This is a genomic window from Alcanivorax sp. S6407 (assembly GCF_023016115.1).
GTDB lineage: Bacteria > Pseudomonadota > Gammaproteobacteria > Pseudomonadales > Alcanivoracaceae > Alcanivorax.
The window spans coordinates 108,593-130,382 of record NZ_JALKBH010000002.1; the positions used below are offsets into that span (position 1 = coordinate 108,593).

At 54.8% G+C, this 21,790-nt stretch carries 18 protein-coding genes; all 18 read right to left on the reverse strand.

The annotated features are described in order from the left end of the window. The 18 genes from MWU49_RS03780 to MWU49_RS03865 all read right to left on the reverse strand — a co-directional run bounded on the left by MWU49_RS03780 (position 1) and on the right by MWU49_RS03865 (position 21,729). The gene (locus tag MWU49_RS03780) at positions 1-1,122 is read right to left on the reverse strand and encodes an NAD-dependent epimerase/dehydratase family protein (protein ID WP_246968352.1); all 1,122 of its coding nucleotides are present in this window, start codon (positions 1,120-1,122) and stop codon (positions 1-3) included. A 10-nt stretch (positions 1,123-1,132) separates the two neighbouring features. Beyond that, positions 1,133-2,146 (reverse strand): SDR family NAD(P)-dependent oxidoreductase, encoded by a 1,014-nt coding sequence (locus MWU49_RS03785; protein ID WP_246968355.1) that lies wholly within the window; start codon positions 2,144-2,146, stop codon positions 1,133-1,135. Positions 2,147-2,190: 44 nt separating this feature from the next. After that, complete coding sequence (locus MWU49_RS03790) at positions 2,191-2,958, reverse strand: glycosyltransferase family A protein (protein WP_246968359.1); 768 nt, start codon at positions 2,956-2,958, stop codon at positions 2,191-2,193. 106 nt (positions 2,959-3,064) lie between these two features. After that, on the reverse strand, positions 3,065-4,438 hold the full coding sequence (locus MWU49_RS03795; RefSeq protein WP_246968361.1) for a phosphomannomutase/phosphoglucomutase: 1,374 nt from the start codon (positions 4,436-4,438) through the stop codon (positions 3,065-3,067). A 196-nt stretch (positions 4,439-4,634) separates the two neighbouring features. Beyond that, entirely contained in the window at positions 4,635-5,771 is a 1,137-nt protein-coding gene (locus tag MWU49_RS03800; RefSeq protein WP_246968364.1) for a glycosyltransferase, read from the reverse strand. Then, the gene (locus tag MWU49_RS17835) at positions 5,768-6,904 is read right to left on the reverse strand and encodes a glycosyltransferase (RefSeq protein WP_246968366.1); all 1,137 of its coding nucleotides are present in this window, start codon (positions 6,902-6,904) and stop codon (positions 5,768-5,770) included. The genes MWU49_RS03800 and MWU49_RS17835 overlap by 4 nt, the downstream gene beginning before the upstream one ends. 73 nt (positions 6,905-6,977) lie before the next feature. Beyond that, entirely contained in the window at positions 6,978-8,186 is a 1,209-nt protein-coding gene (locus MWU49_RS03810; RefSeq protein WP_246968369.1) for a hypothetical protein, read from the reverse strand. Between the two features lie 324 nt (positions 8,187-8,510). After that, positions 8,511-10,157, reverse strand: a complete 1,647-nt coding sequence (pgi, locus tag MWU49_RS03815) for a glucose-6-phosphate isomerase (protein ID WP_281502071.1) — start codon at positions 10,155-10,157, stop codon at positions 8,511-8,513. Positions 10,158-10,160: 3 nt separating this feature from the next. Then, positions 10,161-11,441, reverse strand: coding sequence for a nucleotide sugar dehydrogenase (locus tag MWU49_RS03820; protein WP_246968375.1), 1,281 nt, complete (start codon positions 11,439-11,441; stop codon positions 10,161-10,163). Between the two features lie 269 nt (positions 11,442-11,710). Then, entirely contained in the window at positions 11,711-12,604 is an 894-nt protein-coding gene (gene galU / locus MWU49_RS03825; RefSeq protein ID WP_246968377.1) for a UTP--glucose-1-phosphate uridylyltransferase GalU, read from the reverse strand. Continuing rightward, positions 12,597-12,965, reverse strand: a complete 369-nt coding sequence (locus tag MWU49_RS03830; protein ID WP_246968380.1) for a VanZ family protein — start codon at positions 12,963-12,965, stop codon at positions 12,597-12,599. The genes galU and MWU49_RS03830 overlap by 8 nt, the downstream gene beginning before the upstream one ends. Positions 12,966-12,977: 12 nt before the next feature. Next, positions 12,978-14,144, reverse strand: a complete 1,167-nt coding sequence (locus MWU49_RS03835; protein ID WP_246968383.1) for a nucleotide sugar dehydrogenase — start codon at positions 14,142-14,144, stop codon at positions 12,978-12,980. Positions 14,145-14,337: 193 nt separating this feature from the next. Continuing rightward, complete coding sequence (locus tag MWU49_RS03840) at positions 14,338-15,312, reverse strand: polysaccharide pyruvyl transferase family protein (RefSeq protein WP_246968386.1); 975 nt, start codon at positions 15,310-15,312, stop codon at positions 14,338-14,340. A gap of 274 nt (positions 15,313-15,586) precedes the next feature. Beyond that, a complete protein-coding gene (gene cysC, locus MWU49_RS03845; RefSeq protein WP_246968389.1) occupies positions 15,587-16,207 on the reverse strand; it encodes an adenylyl-sulfate kinase in 621 nt (206 codons plus the stop codon). A gap of 64 nt (positions 16,208-16,271) precedes the next feature. Further along, a complete protein-coding gene (locus MWU49_RS03850) occupies positions 16,272-16,628 on the reverse strand; it encodes a four helix bundle protein (RefSeq protein WP_246968391.1) in 357 nt (118 codons plus the stop codon). Between the two features lie 91 nt (positions 16,629-16,719). Next, the gene (locus tag MWU49_RS03855) at positions 16,720-18,492 is read right to left on the reverse strand and encodes an SLC13 family permease (RefSeq protein ID WP_246968393.1); all 1,773 of its coding nucleotides are present in this window, start codon (positions 18,490-18,492) and stop codon (positions 16,720-16,722) included. Between the two features lie 445 nt (positions 18,493-18,937). Beyond that, the gene (locus MWU49_RS03860) at positions 18,938-20,734 is read right to left on the reverse strand and encodes an ABC transporter ATP-binding protein (RefSeq protein WP_246968395.1); all 1,797 of its coding nucleotides are present in this window, start codon (positions 20,732-20,734) and stop codon (positions 18,938-18,940) included. A gap of 134 nt (positions 20,735-20,868) precedes the next feature. Further along, a complete protein-coding gene (locus MWU49_RS03865; RefSeq protein ID WP_246968397.1) occupies positions 20,869-21,729 on the reverse strand; it encodes a glycosyltransferase family 25 protein in 861 nt (286 codons plus the stop codon). Positions 21,730-21,790: the final 61 nt, after the last annotated feature.

The window sequence follows — 21,790 nt, forward strand, 5'->3', positions numbered from 1 at the left end:
TCAGTTCTCCTGGTCCTGCAATACCGGCAGAAAATAGGTATCCGGTGCTTCCGGATCAAAAATCTCGTGGCTCCAGAACAGCGTCATCAGCTCATCCTCGCCCACATTGGTAATGCTGTGGGTATGCAGAGCGGGCATGTCGATATACACCGGCTTGTCACCGGATACCCGGAATTCCTTCACCTCGTCATCAAACAGACGGCGCAGACGAATCACCGCCTCCCCGCGAATCACCAGGAAGCGCTCCACCTTCTCAAAATGGAAGTGGTTACCGCGGGTGATGCCCGGCTTGGTGGTAGACAGGAACGCCTGCCCGCCGTTATCCGTCTTCACAGCCTCGAACAGCGAACCCCGATCATCCGTATGCAGCGTCAGCTCGCTGGGGTAAAAGTCCGGGTACATGAAAGAACGCAGCGTGTTGAACAGCTGAAGCTCGAAGCGATCACGCAGGTCGGGAATCACATTACTGGTATAGCTGTCGTGCATGGCGATCAGCTTGCCAGCTACTTCCGCGACCGGAATGTGCCGCCCCTTGAGGCGGAGCTCACCGGTTTCGCCTCTGCCAACCGCATCCACAATGCGAGCACAGATATCCTGAGTGTGGATCAATTCCAGCTTGCCACTGCCATTGATGCTCAACGGCTCTCCGTTCGCGATCTGGTGACAGAAGGTAAATACTGCTGAGTTATAGAAAGGCCGGCCACATTCACCGAATACATGAGGCAACACCAGCTCGGTGTAGCGCGCAGAACACCCTTCAGACCAGGCGCGGAAGATCGCATCAGCACCAGCCTTGCCACGACCGTAGGCATTACCCGCCGTCTTGTGGGTGCTGTTGGAGTACACCAGATGAGGGCTGCCCCCGGTCTCGGCCAGAGCATCAGTCAAGCGTTGAGCCAGGGCGATATTGCCTTCTTCCTGCTCTTTCTCTTCGGCACGATTGATACCAGCGCAATGCACCACCACGTCAGCACCTTGCAGAGCCTGTTTCAGGGTAGCATCGTCATTGAACCCCTCACGATCCAGCGCCACCACACCGTCTTTCCAGCCATCCAGAGTGCTGAGATGGCAACGAAGATGCCAACCCAGAAGACCTGCAGCACCGGTAATCACCGTTTTCATAACCAACCTCTTAGTCGTTCAACGCGGCCTGAACTTCAGGCAGGGACAACAGCAAGGCCTTCAGTTCGTCTGCCGAAAGCTGATGGGTATTATGGGAATGGTAATCTTCTGTAGCGGCCTCACTCACATCACCTTCGGTGAAGAACTTGGCATAATTCAGGTCCCGGCTGTCATAACTGACCCGGAAGTAATCCCCCATGTCCTCGGAACGCAGCAACTCCTCAGCACTGGCCAGGGTCTCGTAAAGCTTTTCCCCATGGCGCCAGCCAATCACCTTGATCTCATTGTCAGCATCGAAGATCTCCAACAAGGCTTTGGCAAGCTGATGCACGGTGCAGGCAGGCGCCTTGCGAATGAAGATATCGCCCTGACAGGCATTCTCGAAAGCAAAGTTGACCAGCTCGATCGCGTCCTGGAGAGACAACATGAAGCGGGTCATGGTCGGCTCGGTAATGGTCAGCGGCTGGCCTTCCTTGATCTGCTTGATAAACAGGGGAATCACAGACCCCCGCGAACACATCACATTGCCATAACGCACACAGGAGATGACCGTTTCGTCCTCACCCAGCTGACGGCTGGAGGCCTGCGCCACCTTTTCCATCATTGCCTTGGACATGCCCATGGCGTTCACCGGCATCACCGCCTTGTCGGTGCTGAGACAAACCAGGCTTTTCACCCCGGCCGCCACCGCACTGTCGATGACATTCTGGCTGCCAATGATGTTGGTCTTAACTGCTTCCATCGGGAAAAACTCACAGGAGGGTACCTGCTTGAGCGCAGCTGCATGGAACACGAGGTTTACACCTCGCATGGCCTTGTCCACAGCGGCACGATCACGCACATCACCTATATAGAATTTCAATTCCTGGCGGCCGTAAGCAATCCGCATTTCTTCCTGCTTGGCTTCATCGCGGCTCAGGATACGAATTTCCTTGCAACCTCCGGCCAGTAGCTTGTTAACCATGGTCTTGCCAAAGGAACCCGTACCACCGGTGACCAGCACAACAGCTTGATTAATATCCATACGTTCTCTCGATTTCTCGCACATAACGCCCTAACAAGGCGTCTTTACAGCAATTTTTTGATATACGGAACACAAAGCACAAAGGTAGCGACATATCGCATGCGCCTAACCCAATGCAATCGTGACCAGTTCTTCCGCAAAAACTGAATCTTGCCAATCATTTGCCGTTTGGCATTACGGGTAATCCGATCATTGGCATCATGAACAATGTCAATGAATATGCCCTTGCCAATTGATGCATCGGAGAATTCTGACGCACGCAAAAAAAGATCCGTATCCTGCCCTGCAACCAGTTGCGGATCCCATCCTCCAATCCGGTCGAACAGCTTGCGCCTCATCAACGTACAGGAGGTATTGACTGTCTGCCCATAACGCGCCAGATAATCATGGAGATTGTCACCTTGCATTGAGGCGACCGACACTGATTCCTGACTGATATTTCTCGCCTCCAGAAACACGATATCCCTTACACCGTCTTGCCGGATGAAGCCAACGACATCCTTGAACACAGAGGGTTCGACCACGTCATCGTCATCAATGAACCACAACCACTCGGAATCAATACACTCTGCCCCTCGATTGCGCGCATTCGGCGCCCCCTGATTGCGATCAAAAAACTCGAATTGGGCAAAGGGATAAAGGCGAGAAAGCCGTGCCAGCTCGCTTTTAACTGACCTCCGGCTGGCATCATCAATTACCACAAAGGCGGCCTCCTCAACGACTCCCGAAGCTGAAAAAGCCTTGAGCAACCGCTCAAGGTTTTCAGAGCGATTGAACGTTGGAACAACAATAGCGAGCAATGGTAATGCCATGCACCCTTCCACTTCGTATTTATTCTTGCCCTTACCGTTTTCCCTTCGCCACTTTCCTGCGCATCAGGGCACTCCAACACCAGAGGCAAACCTGATCGACATAGCGCTACGAGGCAGCCATGGCCTCATCGACATTTTTCTCAAACAATCGGCGAATCCTGTCTAGCGACGCCTCATTCTCAGCCTCAAACCGCAAAACAAGTTTGGGAGAGGTATTTGACGCTCGGCAAAGACCCCAGCCGTCGGCATAGTCCATCCGGATACCATCAATCACGCGGCGCTCGCCCTCGCCAAAATCTGCCTGATTCTGCAGGTAGTCGACGATGGCAAACTTGTTTTCCTCGGTAACATCAATATTGATTTCCGGGGTGGTGCAAAGGGACGGGTAGCCATCGAAAAGGGCATCCGCATCGCCATCAGAGCGGCTGATAATGCCAAGAATCCGGGCCGCTGCTACCAGCGCATCATCAAACCCATACCAGTCTTCGGCAAAGAAGATATGGCCGCTCATCTCCCCCGCCAGCAAGGCCCCGGTTTCTTTCATACGCGCCTTGATCAGGGAGTGGCCGGTCTGCCACATCTCCGGCTCACCGCCGGCCTGGCGGATCACTTCGAACAATGTACCGGTGCACTTCACATCGAAGATCACTTTGGCGCCCGGATTGCGGCTCACCATATCCTCGGCCAGCGCCATCAGCAGGATATCCGGGTAAACGACTTCACCTGCCGGGGTAATCACCCCAACCCGGTCACCGTCGCCATCAAAGGCCAACCCCAGGTCGGCTTTCTCTTGCTTCACTTTGGCAATCAGGTCTTTAAGGTTCTTCAGATCACCCGGATCCGGATGATGATTGGGGAAGGTACCGTCTACCTCGGTGAACAGTGGCACCACCTCACAGCCCAGCGCAGCCAGGGCATCAGGAGCCTGAACCCCGGTAATGCCGTTACCGCAGTCCACCACTACCTTCATGGGTCGAGCCAGGGAGTGAGCAGCAAGAAAGGCTTCCTGGTACGCCGTCAGCACCTCGGTTTCCTGATAATTGCCAGCAGCAGCAGACACCAGATCATCTTCAACAATCCGTTGATGCAGCGATTGAATGCGATCACCGGACAATGTGGTGCCATCAATCACGATCTTGAAGCCATTGTAGTTGCCTGGATTATGGCTCCCGGTCAACATCACCCCGGAATTAAGCCCATCCAGGTGGTAGGTGGCGAAATACAGTGCGGGGGTGGGGACCATTCCCACATCCACGACATCACAGCCGGTCGCACGGATGCCGTCACTCAGAGCCTTCACCAGCGCTGGCCCGGAAAGCCGGCCATCACGGGCCACAGCAATAGCCTTCTGCCCCTGAGCCAGCACCTCGGAACCGATACTGCGGCCGATCTGGTACGCCCACTCATCCGTCAGGGTCTCGCCATAGATGCCGCGAATGTCATAGGCCCGGAAAATGGAAGCGGGAATGGGGTTACTCATTGGGGACTCATCCTGATCGTCTGCCAATCACTCAAGGAGGCAATCATACGTGAAAACCGGGGGAATCGCAGGTGTGTCACAAGAAGGAGTCAGAGGCAGCGAGAACGTCAGCCGATACCCGCAGACATCAAGACCGCCCCCCCTCTGCATAGTCATTGCCAATCAGCGGGTGTAGCACCACGGGCGATAATGCGGCTTAATCGCCCTTACCCAGAAAACCCCGAATCGTATCTAATAGGTTGAAATAACGAATTGAAAAGTCGCCATATTTATTGATCACCCGCTCCGCCTTGCTTTCATCAAAAGCATACCTACCCTCAAGAACACCATGAATCACATTCACAGCATCTTCTGGCGAGTTTGGGTCAAAGTAATATGCGGCATCTTCGCAAACATCCCGGGCAAAATCCCGGTCACTGCATAGAAGCACTTTTTTGGCTGCAAGGGCCTCAAGGTAGGAAGTGGAAAAAGTTTCCAGCAGAGTAGGCATGAAGACAATCTCCGACTCTCGGTAAATTTCGGGAGCGGAGTCATAGCTGTAAGGCCCGATATTCACGATATCAGCACTCATGGAGGAGAAATCCGTTTGTTCTATGCGTCTGGCCAGGCCCGATCGCTTATCCACGGTCACAACAAACCGAACCTGGACATCCCCCCCCCCAGCGCCCCCTTCTGAAAGCAGATCGCAGACAGGAAATAGCAGATCAAGGTTTTTGTGTGGATAATCCGCCGCCGGGCACAATATTCTGACAACGTCTGAAGATATAACCGAGCCCTTTCCCTGAAAACCGGCAAGAAAGGATTTCCCGATAGCATTGGCAACAACAGCGGACTTTTTAGCCGGCACACAAAGGCTTGAACAGTAACCCTTCCGTGCAGAGTCAGTCTGAAAAATGAAATAATCACCTTCAAAGCGTGAATATAGCCGCTTCAAAAGTGTCTTCAGATAAAAGACAGCACCATCTGTTAGTGATCGCCCCTTGAAAAAGATATCCCTCGTCGCATGAGTAATAAAGCCATCACTAATACCCAGGACATGAGGAGATGAAAATCGAAAGTAGGTGGGCCCGGCCATGGAGTAAACCACATCCGGGCAAAACTCTCGCTCAATGGCGGCGATGGATACCCTGACAGATTTTGACTTGAGAGGATGATCCAAAACATGAATGGCAGGATCACTCACTCCCCACCCGTCAAGAACCGCCATTACCTGAGGAGAAATAAGGAATTGGAACTGATTGCTGGAGTCATTCAGTGCATGTGCAACGAAATTGGCAGCATTCTGAATGGCGCCACCTTTCACATTTACCAAGCAGTTAAAGAGAATCTTCATTTAGCCGCCTTTACACATTTGATGAAATCGACCAACCCCTTTGCTCCGCACTCCCACAAAAAGTTCTCGCGGGCCATTCTCGCCGAGGCCTCTTTCATTGAGTCAAGGGTCTCCGGGGCCAGATTCTCGAAGAAATCCATCAGATGTTCCGTCAGGTCGGCATCGCGCTTTACGACGAATGCGGTTTGCGAATTACAGTATTCAGCGATATCTCCCACAGCATTGGTGAGAAGAGGCACACCGGCAGCCCAGCTTTCCGATGCTTTTGTGGGAAATCCCGCCAGCGCATACCGTTCCTGATCCCGGAACAGTACAGAAAAATCTGCTGTCTTGTAGGCGTTCTGAACCACTTCTGCTGGAACTCGGCCTTTACAACTAACAAAATCGGCAGCCTCCCCGAGTTTCTTCCTGACCTCTTCCGGGGACGGCCCATAGATATCAAATTGAATGGGGATAGAGTACCGGGTCACAGCATGCTGAACCGCTTTTGCAACATCTTCCACGGAGTCCTTCTGCCCCATATTACCTGCATAAACAAGACGAATCGCGTCTTCCTGCTTTTTGTAAGGGCCAGAAATTGATTCAACCATTGCAGGAACCCTGATGACATTAGCGCCTCTTTCCCTGAAATACCGCTCCAGATAGCGGCTAATGACAATAACGTTTTTATAAAGCGGATAAACAACCCGCATTCTCAACATATTTTCAAATGCCGCCAGCCCAAACCGCCCACCAGGCAAATGAGAAGACTGATACCACTCCGTGGAATCGATAACAGCATGAAAACGGAAGATACGAGAAAGAAGCAGCAACGAAAGAGCAAAGAATGCTGACGGGTTGTAGGCAATAACGACGCCCTCATTAAGAGATTTCCGCTCCCTTATAATCAGTGAAAGTGCCCGCCAGCCCATAAAAACAAAATTCATAGCTCGAAAAACAACGTTATTGTCGTTTCTGTCAATATCAGCAGAGGAGCGATATTGACAGCCATCGATAACGCCGCCCGTGTCTCCTCCCCATGAGATGAACGATACCGTCTCACCACCACTGACAATTCCCTTGGCCACCTGCCGAACCCGCTTGGCTGCGGCATCATGGTCAGGCAACCGAAATGCACCTGTGTAGATGATCACTCTTGGCTATCTCCTGAATTGAAACAGGAGAAAAGATCAAAAGACGGATTTAACGCACACATGAGATTCACTGCTATATTGCCTCCTGTCTTGAGGACAGCTTGAATTTCAGCCATACCAGACTTGCCAGCGCAACATTCTGCATCACCCCGATGCCTGCCAGCCCCCTTGCCATATCCCTGTATGAAAAAGAGTCATTACCCACGAAAAACAGTCCCAGAATCAACAAAACAATCACCATATCCACGGCAAACTGAATGTATTGCATACCGTAAATACGGCATGCAGCACGGTATGGTGACGACCCCACCAGAACAACCGCCCAAAGACAGATATATTTTGCTGTCCAGACACTGTCTCCCCAGTCATTTATCTGAACATATGGCTCGATAACGTATAGAGAACCGAAAAGCATCACCGCAAAAGCTGCGAACACAGGCATCAGCACTAAAGGGTTAACAAACCTGCTATCAAAAAGCGCCCAACGCTCTCGTTTACCGTATGCATATTGAATATAAGAAACAATCGCGCCAAGCACGACCGCCGCTGGCGGCATGACAAAGCGCTGGGCCATCCCGAATTGACCTGCAAAATATGCCCCCCAATAAATCGGAATCAGGATGATTGGTAAATTGAGAGCAGCCAGGGACATCAATTCCTGAGCAGTACCCATCAGGGAAAAGTGCGAGTACTTGCGCAAAAGCGGCATAAAGTCCCGGAAATGAATTCTGCCTGAAAACATCGATGGTTCATTGAGCACAACCAGGAAAAAAATAATGGCCATCAGCTCCCCAGCCAACAGTCCTGCTACCAGCCCCTGCTCCCACACAAATGCCATCGCAAACTGAACCGCCACGATTGAAACCGCCCTGATCACCAGCCCCCGGCTAATTCCCTTGAAGTGTCCCCGCCACACAAGAATGCTTCTGACAACAGCGGACACCCCCACCAACAAAGAAGCCAACATGCATGCGAAGGGTAACCAGTCAGAAGATATCAGCCCATAAACCAGCAGCAAGCCCGATAGTGCCCCGGATAGTAGTAGATTCACTTTAAGCGCAGAAAGAATATCCCTGACCTGCGTATCTTCGGTGCACACCGTAATCGCATGTTGTAACTGCAAAGTAGCGACCACCGCCGCCAACGTTGAGACCGATACCACCAGGAAATAGAAACCAAAGTCGTTCGGCGAATAATGCAGAGCAAGTACCGGCAGTGCCGACAGCTGAATCAATTGACCTAGCCCGGTTCCAAATACCAGTTGAAGGATTTTTTTTATCACTTATAACACCCAAACGCCCTATTCACTGGTCGAATGATGCGTCTCGTCACTGACATAATCGACGTTATAACAGTTTACTTCTGAAAACCGTATTTGATCACCGGTAAGGAAGCTGCCTTTGAGGCTAAACCTGAAAGGCAATCTCTGCGATGCAATTGTGGTTGTCACCAGCCAGGCTGAGGGCCCTGTCCCAAGGCCTCCTGGCAGGCAATCATACGCCAAAACAGGTGAAATCGCAGGATTCAGAAACACCGGCATCGAGGTCGAACGAACGCCTACAGGGACACAGAGCGTTACTGGGACGGTATCTCCAGCCCGCAGAGATCAGCTGGAACGTTGCTTGTTGGCAACATATCGGGCCAGCGCCATGGAAGAGGCATCAAGACCGGTGGCAGACTCAGGATCGGCCAGCACCGCCAGCATATCCGTGGCAATCACCTTGCCCATCTCTACTCCCCACTGATCAAAGGGGTTGATCCCCCAGATCACTGCCTGCACGAACACCTTGTGTTCATACATGGCCAGCAGAGTGCCCAACACCCGGGGAGAGAGCTCGTCCAGCACCAGCGTGGTACTGGGCTGGTTACCGTGGTACCGCTTGTAGGCCGGCAACGCCAGCGAAGGATCCAGCGCCCGTTCGCCCAGGGCCAGAAGCCGTGACTGCGCCAGACAGTTGGCATTGGAAAGCGCATGCTGGCACTCCAGTTCACACACCGATTCGGAATGCTCGTCCTCGGTATAGCGGCGAGCCGTCATCAGGAACTCACAGGCAATCGCCTGAGTGCCCTGGTGCAGTAGCTGAAAGAACGCATGCTGGGCATTGGGCCCCACCTCCCCCCAGATCACGGGGCAGGTGTCATACTCCACCGGCTCGCCAGAGCGGGACACGCTCTTGCCGTTGGATTCCATCTCCAACTGCTCCAGGTAAGCAGGCAAGTGCTTGAGACGCCCATCGTAGGGCAATACCGCCCGGGCGCGGATATCCAGGAAATTGATATTCCACACATCCACCAGGGCCAGCATCACCGGAATATTGTCTCTCCAGGGCTGCGTTCGGCAGTGCTGATCCATCTCATGGGCACCCGCCAGCATCTCACGGAAACCATCCATACCCACCGTCAACGCGATCGGCATACCGATAGCCGACCACAGGGAATAACGGCCGCCAACCCATTCCCAGAACAGCAACTGATTGGTCGGCACGATGCCCCACTCCGACATTCGCTCCGCATTGGCGGAGATGCCGATAAAGTGGCAGCGAAGCAGAGACGCATCGTCATAATCCAGCCCCAACCCACGAGCCAGCCACTGCCGGGCCGTATTGGCATTATGCAGAGTGTCCACGGTGGTAAACGACTTGGAAGACACCAGAAACAGCGTGGTGCGTGGATTCAGCTCCTGCAACACCTGGGAAACCTGGCTGCCATCCATGGACGATGCGAAATGCAGGCGGGGCCGGGATTGCCCCTGCGGAGGTTGGCTGGATTGCAACGCGAATGCAGCCATTAGCGGGCCAAGATCAGAGCCCCCTACCCCCACGTTAACCACATCAGTGATGGCATCGCCCTGCACACCGCGCCAATGCCCCTGAAGGATCCGGTTGACCATACTTTCCATGCGGGAAAGCTGCTCATGGACCAGCGGCGCCTTGTCGGCGGGCTCGCGCAAGCACCAGTGCTTGGCAGATCGACCTTCCGTACAATTCACCTCGGCGCCACCAAACAAGGCATCCACCCAGTGTTTCAGCTGGCGTTCATCGGCCAGTTTCACCAACAGATCCCGGCTTTCATCCGTCAGCCGCTGCTTGCTGAAATCTGCCAGCAACCCCGCCCCTGACAGGCTGAAACGCTCAAAGCGGTCCTTGTCCGACGCAAACAGATCCGCCAGATGCAAGGATTTGTCCTGTGCGGCACGCCGTGCCAGCTGTGACCAGATCGTACTGATAGTAAGAACGTCCTGTTCCGGAACCATAAATTAGACTCGCCCTATCCCTCTATACACCAGCCCCTGCCCTCTGACAAAGTCCGGGTCATAGATGTTTCTGCCATCCAGAATCAACGGCTGGCGCATGGCTGCCCGCAGGCGCCGCCAGTCCGGCCCCCAGTAGAGCTTCCACTCGGTCACCAGCATCAACGCATCGGAACCGGCCACTGCCTCGTAAGGATCATCACAAAGCTGCAGCTCGCCTCGCCCCTCGGCCCAGGCCTGTAACGCCGGTAGCGCCTTGGGATCATGCACTGCCACCTCGACCCCTTGGGCCCAGAGCGCTTCAATAAGCTTAAGTGCCGGCGCGTTATCCACCCGGCGGGTACCCGGCTTGAACGCCGCGCCCCAGATCGCCACCCGCTTGCCGGTGACATTGCCTTCGAAGTACTGCCAGAACTTGCGGAACAGCACTTCTTTCTGGCGCTCATTGGTCTGCAGCACCTGGGCCAGCAAACCGGGTTCTGCAGAGCGCTCACTAAGCGCATCCACCAACGCCAGCACGTTCCTGTCCAGGCCCGCACCACCAAAACCACAGCCGGGATAGAGGTAGGACTCACCAATGCGGGAATCCGCACCCATGGCCACCCTGACCGCATCAATATCGACACCAAGAGACTCGGAAAGATTGGCCATGTCATTCATGAAACTGATGCGCGTGGCCAGAATGCCGCTGATAGCCAGCTTGGCGAACTCCGCCTCCCGCAGCGTCATCACCTGAATCACGTCCTTGCGGCGGTTAAAGGGACGCAGCAGCTCCCGCACCTGGGCCTCGCCTTCCCCCTGCTCACAGCCCAGCAGGATGCTTTCCGGGCGGGTAAAGGTCTGGAAGGCATTACCCTCCTGAATCAGGTCCGGCAGCGCCACCAGGGCAGCACCACTGCCCGCCTCACGCAACTGGTCACGCAGACGCTCCGCCGCCCCCACCGGGCCCACGGTCTGGTTGATCACCAGCTGACATTCCGCATTCCCGGCGATCTGCTGGATGATCTCCAGGCTCCAGTCTTCATCCCCCGGGGAGAGGGCCAGAAACACCGCCTCAGCCGGCGCAGGTAGAGCATCGCCGCGAAAACAGGCAACCAACCGCCCCGATTCCAGCTGCTCGGCAAACACCCGATCCAGCCCCTGCTCACGGAACAAGGGGCGACCTTCCTCAAGCTTCTCCCGGGAACGCGCCTCCTGCACCACCCAACACACCCGGTGCCCGGTCTGTGCCATGGCCGTCGCCGTCACCTGGGCACACAAGGTATCGCCGTAAACCGTAATCTGCATAAAACCTCAGCTGTGAGCTATTAGCCTTGAGCTGTCAGAGAAATCAAAACCAGACTTCAGCCTGGAACCATCAATCTATTGGGAGTACATATAACAGAAAAGCATCGCCCCTTTCGCTTGCAAGCAAGCTCCCACAAAACCGGAACGCTCAACGCTCTACTTTGAAAACGACCTCAATCGTCATTCGAGCATGGACTCCTACAAAACCAATGCCCTTTTGAGACAAAGGCGAAGCCGAGGACTTTGACTTCCCTTTCAACTTTGAACTTTCAACTTTCAACTGCTTTTCCAAGCTCCGCCGCCATCATCTCCCGCACCTGCTCACCCAGCTCCGGGTGGCGGGCGGCGAAATGGAAAATAGCCTGTAGATAACCCGCCTTGTTACCACAATCGAAGGTCTGCCCACGCATGGCATAGGCTTCCACCGGCGCATCCTCCATCAGGGTGGCAATGGCGTCGGTGAGCTGGATCTCATTGCCTGCCCCAGGCGGGGTGTCCGCCAGAATAGCCATGATCTCGCCAGGCAGCACATAGCGCCCCACCACCGACAACCGCGACGGCGCATCCGCAACGGCAGGCTTCTCCACCACCGCGGTCATGGGGGCGGATTCACCGGCTGCCGGCACCTCGCCCTTCAAAGCGACAATGCCATACTGATCCACACGCTCCGCAGGCACTTCCTCTACCATGATCTGGGCCGCCCCGCTGGCGTGGTATTTCTCCACCATCTCGCCCAGGTCTTCCTGCAGCCCGTCGCAATCCACCAGCACATCCGGCAACAGCACCGCAAACGGCTCATTGCCCACCACCGGCGCCGCGCAGGCCACCGCATGACCGAGCCCAAGCGCCCGGTGCTGTCGCACCGCAATCACACTCACGTCTGCCGGCAAGATATCGCGCACTTCGGCCAACAGGGCGTCCTTACCCTTGTCCGCCAGTTGTTGCTCCAGTTCAAACTGGGTATCGAAATAATCCTCAATGGCGGTCTTGGCGGAATGGGTCACCAGGACAATTTCCTTGATCCCCGCCCGCACCGCTTCCTTCACCACATACTCAATGGCCGGGCGATCAACAATAGGAAGCATCTCTTTTGGAATCGACTTGGAGGCCGGCAACATACGAGAACCAAAACCTGCCACCGGAAGCACCGCCTTCTTAACCATTTTTCCCTCTTATCCAGAATCGCTTTATCGCCCAGAGTAACAGCAAACCGATCAACACTCCTGCGGCATTCCCGACCAGATCATCCAGGGATGCAGACCGACCGGGAATCCACAACTGAGCAAATTCAATCCCTGCCCCCAGCAGCAACGTGCCCATCACCGCGAGGGCGGCGCGAACGCCATTGAGCCCCACCAGCAACGTCACCAGGGCACAAAAGAACACATGAATGGAGACATCAAGACTACCCAATGCAAGCCACGTGCCGACCGTATCCCGTTGCTTACCGGGAAGCAGCGCCCCGCCCACAAACGCAACAGCCACCAACAGCAGCAACAGACGCTTGCCGTCAGCACGCATCATCGCCGTCCGACATCAGTCACTACCGAACAAATCCCGGGTATACACCTTCTCGGCAAAGGGCTTCAGCTCCTCTACCATCCGGTTAGAGACAATCACGTCGCAGGTGGAGACAAACTCACTGAAATCACGAATGACCCTGGAATTGAAGAAAGTCTCATCCGGCAACGCAGGCTCATACACCACCACCTCAACACCCTTGGCCTTGAGGCGCTTCATCACCCCCTGAATGGAAGAGGCCCTGAAGTTATCGGAGCCCGCCTTCATCACCAGACGATAAATACCCACCCGGGCCGGGCTGCGGCGCAGAATATCATCAGCCACAAAGTCCTTGCGCGTGCGGTTGGCATCCACAATCGCCTGAATCATGTTGTTAGGCACATTCTGGTAATTGGCCAGCAGTTGCTTGGTGTCCTTGGGCAGACAATAGCCACCATAGCCAAAGGAAGGATTGTTGTAGTGGTCACCAATCCGTGGATCAAGACAAACACCATCAATAATCTGGCGCGTATCCAGCCCATGAGCCGCGGCATAGCTATCCAGCTCATTGAAGTACGCCACCCGCATGGCCAGGTAGGTATTGGCAAACAGCTTGATCGCCTCGGCTTCCGTGGAATCCGTGAAAAGTACCGGCACGTCTTTCCTGATCGCCCCCTCCGCCAACATCCCGGCGAAAGTCTTCGCGGCATCGTCATGTCCACCCACGATGATCCGGGAAGGGTAGAGATTGTCCTCAAGCGCCCGCCCCTCACGCAAGAACTCTGGAGAAAACAGGATTTTCAGAGCAGAGAAGCGACCACACAACGAATCGGTGAATCCTACCGGCACAGTTGATTTGATAATTACAGTCGCCGCAGGACACAAGGCTGAGACATCACTGATCACCGCCTCAACGCTCTTTGTGTTGAAATAGTTGTTGACCGGATCATAGTCAGTGGGGGTTGCCACCACGACAAAATCGGCCCCCTTGAGGGCTTCCTCCTTATCCGTCGTGGCCGTGAGATCCAGCCCCTTGTTATCCAGGTATTCCTGGATCAACTTGTCTTCGATCGGCGACACGCCTTTCTGGATCTTCTCCACCTTGGCGGCATCAATATCCAGCGCCACCACCGTATTGTGCTGAGCCAGCAACACCGCATTGGAAAGCCCCACGTAACCGGTACCGGCAATCACGACCTTCATCGAATCTCCCTTGTCCTACCTGTAATCAGGCGCAACTCAAATGATGACGATGGTGTTCGCTTAAGCCGTGATTTTGATTTTTGTGGGAGCGTGCTTGCACGCGAAGCCTATACTTTTGGGTGCTTCATTCGCGTGCAAGCACGCTCCCACACAGATTCCGGGCTTAATTAAACAGCATCATCCTACTTGATCATTACTGGTTTGCATTCGGCGCGTCATCTGCAAGTCGCGCACAATCCACATCTTTCGTCCAGGCATGGTAGTAGCCGCTGTTCTTGCCATAGCTGTTATCAACCACCATATTCTCCTGGTCCAGCAGGCAGGCCAGAATATGGCCATGCATCCGGGAGGAAATGACCGTTTCATAGCGGGAAAAGAAGCGGGCGCTGCGCTTCACCACTTGAAAGACGTGCCACTGCCACAAATACGCCGCCAGATTCCTGATATGGCGACTATTCGTTTTAACCCCCAGTCTCAGCAAACGACGCTCCCAGGCAAGCAACCTGTTATCCCTGGTGGTCACCACATCCTGCCAGTCAACAACCGTATCATCCTCGCCGATCTCAAAAGGATACGCTGCTGCAACCTTCTCCTTGTCGGTACGACTGAAATGCAGCACACCCTGCCTGTCAGCTTGCGCTACCCCGCCAAGAAGCCGGTACAAATAGTGAGCGGTGTCCGGGGCCATAAATACATTGTCTGACATTGCCTTGAATTGCTGATAGCTGCGTTCATCACGGGCAAATAAAAACACATCATCATGCGATCGAAACAGGGCAATGCATTTGTTCAGATTTTCATCACTCTCGAAATGCACAGATTGCGGAAGAATGACAATTCTATTATCGGGAAAGGCGCTTATCAGACTCTCACGCAACGCTTGATGGGAGTGGTACAGATCGCCAAAGTTTCCCCCGCCCTGACACAGAATCGTGGTATTCGGGCCCACCGTGTCGCGGAGTTCCTCAAGGGAGAAATCGCTGACCGACCGCTGCAGACGAAGCTTCACGCCATGCTCCTTGAGCAGCAGCAAGGCCCCCGCATAAATGAGCATATCACCAACATTGTAATAAACCGGGTAATCCAGATAGACCACATCATCAGGATCTTTGATGACATCAAGGATGACACTTAGCTTTTCCTTGAGGGCATCCATCGCATTTTCCACGCAAGCCTCCTCTAACAACCGATTGATTGAGCCAACGTTTACCCGGTTTGGCAAGGAAGTGGTTATCGCCTGTAACAGAGACAAACAAACCTGTCCCAGAAAGAGAGGAGAATGGAAGAAATGGAGACTGAATTATATTCAGGGAGGTGACAATGAAAGCGGGTATTGAAGCGTATCGCGGATAGAAAACATCGGGCCAGCCCCATCACAAGGCAGGCCATGCCGCGGCAAGGGAGAAGGGCACCAGCCCCTCCCCTGCCGGGCCAGAGGCAACTTACAGCCCCAGCTGCTCAATAATCTGGCGCACACAACCTTCAATATCGTTTTCTGCGGTATTGATGGTAATTTCAGCCTTCTCCGGCGCCTCATAAGGACTATCGATGCCGGTAAATTCCTTGATTTCACCTGCCCGGGCTTTCTTGTAAAGCCCTTTGGGGTCACGCTTCTCACACTCTTCCAGAGGAGCATGAACAAAAACCTCAAGGAACTCGCCATCGTCAAACAAGGCGCGAGCCGCATCCCGGTCTGCACGGAAAGGACTGATAAAGGCAGTAACCACGATCAAGCCGGCATCCACCATCAGCTTCGCCACCTCGGAAACCCGGCGAATATTCTCCGTGCGATCTTCATCGCTCATGCCCAGGTTTTTGTTCAGACCATGGCGCACATTGTCGCCATCCAGCAAATAGGTGTGCTTGCCCTGCTCCGTCAGCGCCACTTCCAGAGCATTGGCAATCGTAGACTTGCCCGCCCCGGAAAGCCCGGTCAACCACAGACACTTCGGCGCCTGCCCCTTAACCTTGGCCCGGTCAGCCTTGGAAATATTGGTTTCATGCCACACGACGTGGGCTTTGGATTCGTTGGCTTTTTCCTGGTACGGAGACTTGTCAGACATGCGTAATTCCTTAGTTCAAAGTTGCGAGTTACGAGTTGCGAGTTGCGAGTTACGAAAAGCAACTTCAACACTCATTCAATTCCCGCCTGATGCCATGAATCAAAGCACCAAGCATTCTGGAAAGTTGGTCGGTTTCTGAAAGCCATTTACCGGCTACCGTGTCATCGATGTAGTCGATTTCGCTTCCTATATGTACCTGGGTTCGGAGCTCTCCAACCGAGCCTTTTGCATAGCTCCAGAACCGTCCCCTGTCCTTGAGGGAAACCCTCTCGAAGCCCTCAGCAATGTTGCTGGGCACCGACAAAGCGGACCGGGTAATCTGATCCTTGAATCCATAGTCCCGGCATTCCTTGAAGTGCCGAAACATTTCCACGCTTAACGCCACAGAACGGCACCATACTTCCATTTCTTCAAATCGCATCCTTGCTTTGCTCCTTTTTACCGAGGACATCCTTGTCCCGTATTAATATTTTGCCTTTCGAAACTCGAAACTCGAACCTCGTTACTGCTTTTTAAAACCCCCACACCATCGGAATCACCACAAGACTAATCACCCCCACCACCAAACTCATCGGCAACCCTATCCGCACATAATCCCGGAAGGTATAGCCGCCGGGGCCCATGACCATCAGGTTGGTCTGGTAGCCCAGGGGGGTCATGAAGCTCGCGGATGCAGCGAACATCACGGCAACGATAAAAGGCATCGGGCTCACGCCCAGCTGCTCCGCCACACCAATGGCAATGGGGAACACCAGCACGGCAGCGGCGTTGTTGGTGATCATTTCGGTGAATGCCGCGGTCAGCAGGTAGATGATTACCAGCGCCATGAACGGTGACAGGCCATTGTCCGGAAAGGCTTCCTGCACAATCCAGGCAGCGGCGCCGCTGGTTTCCATGGCCTTGCCAAGGGCGAAGGAGGCGCCGATCACCACCAGCACCGGTAAATTCACACTCACATTCATACGTGAACGGTTCACCGTCACACAGCGAAACGCCAGCATCAGGCCAGCGGCCACCATGGCAGCCTCCAGAGTGGAAGCCAGCCCGACCACATTGGCCAGTACCATGGCCACGAGAATCCCCACGGCAATGGGCGCACGGCGGAAATCCGGCGGCGTGGAATCCTTCAACGGGCTCACCAGCATGAAATCCCGCCGGTAGCGATACTGCTCCACGAACTGTTCACTGGTTTCCAGCAGCAGGGTATCGCCCACCCGCAGCACCAGCTCACCCACCTTGCCGGCCATACGCTGGCCATTGCGGCTGATACTCAGAATCGCCGCCTGGTAACGGGTACGGAAACCGGTTTCCTTGACGCTCTTGCCGATCCCCGGAAATTCCGGGCTCAGTACCACCTCGACCAGGTGACGCTGATGGTTGTTCAAGCCCAGCTTGTGTACTGCACCATGGGCGGACTGTAGCCCATTGATACGCTGCAGCTCACGGGCACACTCCGGCACACCCACAAACGCCAGCAGATCTCCCTCCTGGAGGGTCATCTCCGGGCCCACCGCGGTGAACAGTTTTTCACCGCGCTGGATTTCGGTCAGGTAGCCATAGGTCAGATTCCGCAGCCCGGCATCCTGAATGGTGCGGCCCGCCAGATTACTGCCGCTGGCGACAATCATTTCCACATGATACTCGCGGGCATGCTCCCACTGCTCCACCATGCCCTCGCGCTCGGGCAGCAGATAGCGGCTCACCAGCAACATGAACAGGCCACCGCCCAGCAACACCGGAATACCCACCCAGGCCACATCAAAGATGCCAAAGGCCGGCAGCCCCCGTTCCTGTACCAGGCCATCCACCACCAGGTTGGTGCTGGTGCCGATCAACGTACAGGTGCCACCGAGAATGGCCGCATAGCTGAGCGGCAGAAGCAGCTTGGATGCCGACAGCTTCAACCGTTGGGCCCACTCCTGCACCGCCGGAATCATCATCGCCACCACGGTGGTGTTATTCAGGAAGGCACTGAGCAGGGAGGCCGGAGCGATCAGTCGCATCTGGCTGGAGAGCACGGTTTTGGGCTGGCCAAGCAGTCGGTGCGCCACCCAGTAAATGGCGCCCGTATCCCGCAAGGCCGCCGCCACCACATACAAGGCCGCAATCGTCATCAGGCCCGGGTTGGCAAACCCCGCCAGCGCCTCACCCGGGGTGATGATCCCCGCCACCAGCACCAGTACCAGCGCCGCCATCATGGTCAGGTCCGCAGGCACGCGATTAGTCGCCAGCGCCCCCAGCACCGAGGCCACAATCAGCAGGGTAATCAGGATATCCAGGCTCACTCAGCGAATCCTTCCGGCGCAGCACAATTGATCATAAAAGGCGCATTTTACAGCGAAAAATGGATATAAAAAGTGATTTTTGATTCAAAATAGGAATAAGGAAAGAGCCAGCCCCCATCGCGATGGAACCACTGCTCCCACAAAACAGCTAAGCCTCCAGGCCGCGGGTTCATTGTTGAAGCTCTCTGTGCTCGTCAGGGTATGCTTGCAAGCGAATAGCCAATCCTTCGTCTGCAAGCAGACGCCACAATAAGCCCCCCTCCCCCTTAGATGGCCCAAGGTTTGGCCTTTGATTATCCTTGCAGCTTGAAGCTTGCGGCTTCTGACTCCCCCATTGCCTTGCGAGCAAGGCTCCTACACCGGCTCTGCCTCATTCCCACAGGAGTCCATGCTCGCATGACGATAAGCGCAAGCGAGCCTTTACCCATGGCAAATCACTGCGCCGTCAGGAATGCTCCGCCATGCGCCTGAAGGTTGCGTTGTTCTCTGACAGCTCCTGATAGGATCCCTGATCAATCACCCTGCCCTGATCCATCAGGTAAATGGTGTCACACTGCTTCACCGTACTCAGCCGGTGCGCAATCATGATGATGGTCTTCTTGCCCGAGAAATCATGCACCGCATCCATGATCATTTTCTCGGTAATCCCATCCAGCGCACTGGTCGCCTCATCCAGCACCAGCACATCAGCATCGTGATATAGCGCCCTGGCAATTCCGATACGCTGCCGCTGCCCACCGGAAAGTTGCACACCGCGCTCGCCTACCCGGGTATCCAGCCCCTCTGGCAACTCTGCCAGCAATTCATCCAGATGCGCCATGGACGCAGCCCTGCGAACCTTGTCCTCGTCAATCAGGCTCTCGGGCAAGCCAAAAGCAATGTTCTCACGAATACTGTTATCCGAAAGAAAGATCGACTGGGGAACAAAACCCAACCCGTTTTGCCAGGCGCGGCGGTTGTCTTCGGTCAAACGTTGACCATCGATCAACACACGTCCCTGCTGGGGGGATATCAGCCCCAACAAGATATCAATCACCGTGGATTTCCCGGAACCAGATGCCCCCACCAGCCCAATCACCTTATTGACGGGGATCTGCATACTCAGTCCATCCAGTGCAGGAGCCTCTTTGCCGGGGTAACAAAAGGAAATGTCGTCAAGCGCAATAACCTCGCGGGGAACCAACCGCTCACGGGTTATCTCGGCACTCGCCCCTCCAGCCAGTGCGCTGGCGCGCAAATCATCCCGCAGGGATTCAAACGCAGTGAGGCCGCCGCGAATCAGGGATACACCGTTATAAACTTGCTGAAAGGCGGGGAGTAACTTGAAACCCGCCAGCGCATACACCGACAGTACCGGCAGCACACTGGCGAAATTCCCGTCATGAGAAAACAGCAGATACAGCACCAGGATGATTACGCTGGAAAACGCTACCAGCTCCATGGCATAGCGGGGCATAAGGGTTAGCGCCTGGTTCCCACCATTGGCATCAGCCAATTGATGGCTGGCATGCTCGAAACGCTGGATAAATAGCTCCTGACGCCCGAGTAACAGGGAATCCTTGATGCCACCAAACCCCTCGCCCATCAGCATGAAACGCTGCCTTTGGGTAGCACTGATCTTCTTGCCATTACGAATCAGGCGGCGTTTCACCAATTGGTAAAGAAGAAGATAGGCGCTGGCGAAGATCAGCAAACCACCAATGGCAACCAGGGGGTTATAGAAGAAAATCACTGTCGCCATCAACGCGGCCATCACCAGCTTGGCATTCATCTGCATGAGAGGATTGATGATGGCGTTGGTCACTCTTTGCGTTTCGTGAGCAATCTTGTTCACCAGCTGGCTACTGCTGCCGCCGGCATGGAATAACCAGGGCTGATGCATGTAATGACGAAACAAGCGGCTACTAAGCTCGCTGCCCACACGGGCGCCATACATGGAGAGGCGCCATACCGTAAAAGTGGAAATACAGGCCGCGGTGGCCAGCACGGCGATGACGCAAGCCCCGATTAACAGCAGGAAGGTCCGGGGCTCGGCAAGGCCCGTGTAGCGATACACATCGCCAATGATCCCGTCACCCTCGATCAGGCTCATATCCCCCACCAGAGCCATGAAAGGTCCGATAGACGCCACCCCGGCGATCTCGGCAAATGACATCATGACCACCAGGATCTGCAGGCGTTGCAGCTTCTTGCGTTGCTCAGGATTGAGCAGTCGGTATAACTCTTTCAGTTGGCTCAGCATTAAAGCAATTCCATCGTTATCATTTGCGCCAATCCACCGTTAAGCGCGGCACCGAATCGGTCAAGGGCCGCAACCATGAATGACGCTAAAGACACTCTACGCCATCCCGTGACAGGGGGCGATGCTGGGGGCATCTACCTGAGACGGTAGCCCCAAAGATGTTTGATAAAGATCACACCCCATTTCTTGAGCCACAGATTGAATCGACCACGCCGGATCACCATGCGCTCTGCGAAAGAAGTGGGCTTGGCCGTTTTCATGGCCCTGAACTGATTGTCAGCGGAAATATGGGATTCCAGCGCCTCCGACTGGACGAAGACAGGGGAATCCACAAAAAGGAGGTTGATATCCAGCGCCTCTCTCAGTCTACGCCAGTCATCGCAGAGATAGCGCAGAGGAGATTGAACAGCCAGATAGCGTTCCGCTGCACCTCGACCGATAAGGTAGGCGTGCGACAGCCAGACACCCTGCTCCTTGTCCACATACAGATTCAGTTTCACCCCGGGGATATTAGACCTGACCCGCCGGCACAGCGAGGTATCGCTGTGTACAGGCTTTGGCCCAAGATGGCAGGCAAAATCCGTATTCTTCGCCTGCCGCAACAACCTCACGATGCCTTCCAGTTGTGCCAGAAAGTGCTCCGATGTGGGTTGAATGTCATCCTCCAACACCAACAGATAATCCGCGCTGGAACCGTTAACAAACTGCTGAATCACCGCATAGTGAGATTTCGAACACCCGACTTCACCGGTGAGAGGTTGACGGTGGTAGGTTTCCTGAAACGCCTCCGTATCCACGCCCTCCAACACATAATCGGCAGGCGGGTTACGCAGGTCTGTCGCTTCCCAGTAGTGCTCCACCCAAGGCTTGGGCAACCCTTCCTGGCAGAGCAATGAGCGACGATCCGCTGCGTCCTGCAGCGAGATGATAGCGACAGGAACGGCCCCCTCCGTTTTCCGGGAATCGACACAACGCAGGGGGATAAAATCGCTCATCAACAACGGCTCACTGGTACTCAAAGGGCTCTTTCAGCGGAAAATCGTAAAGCAAAGGCGG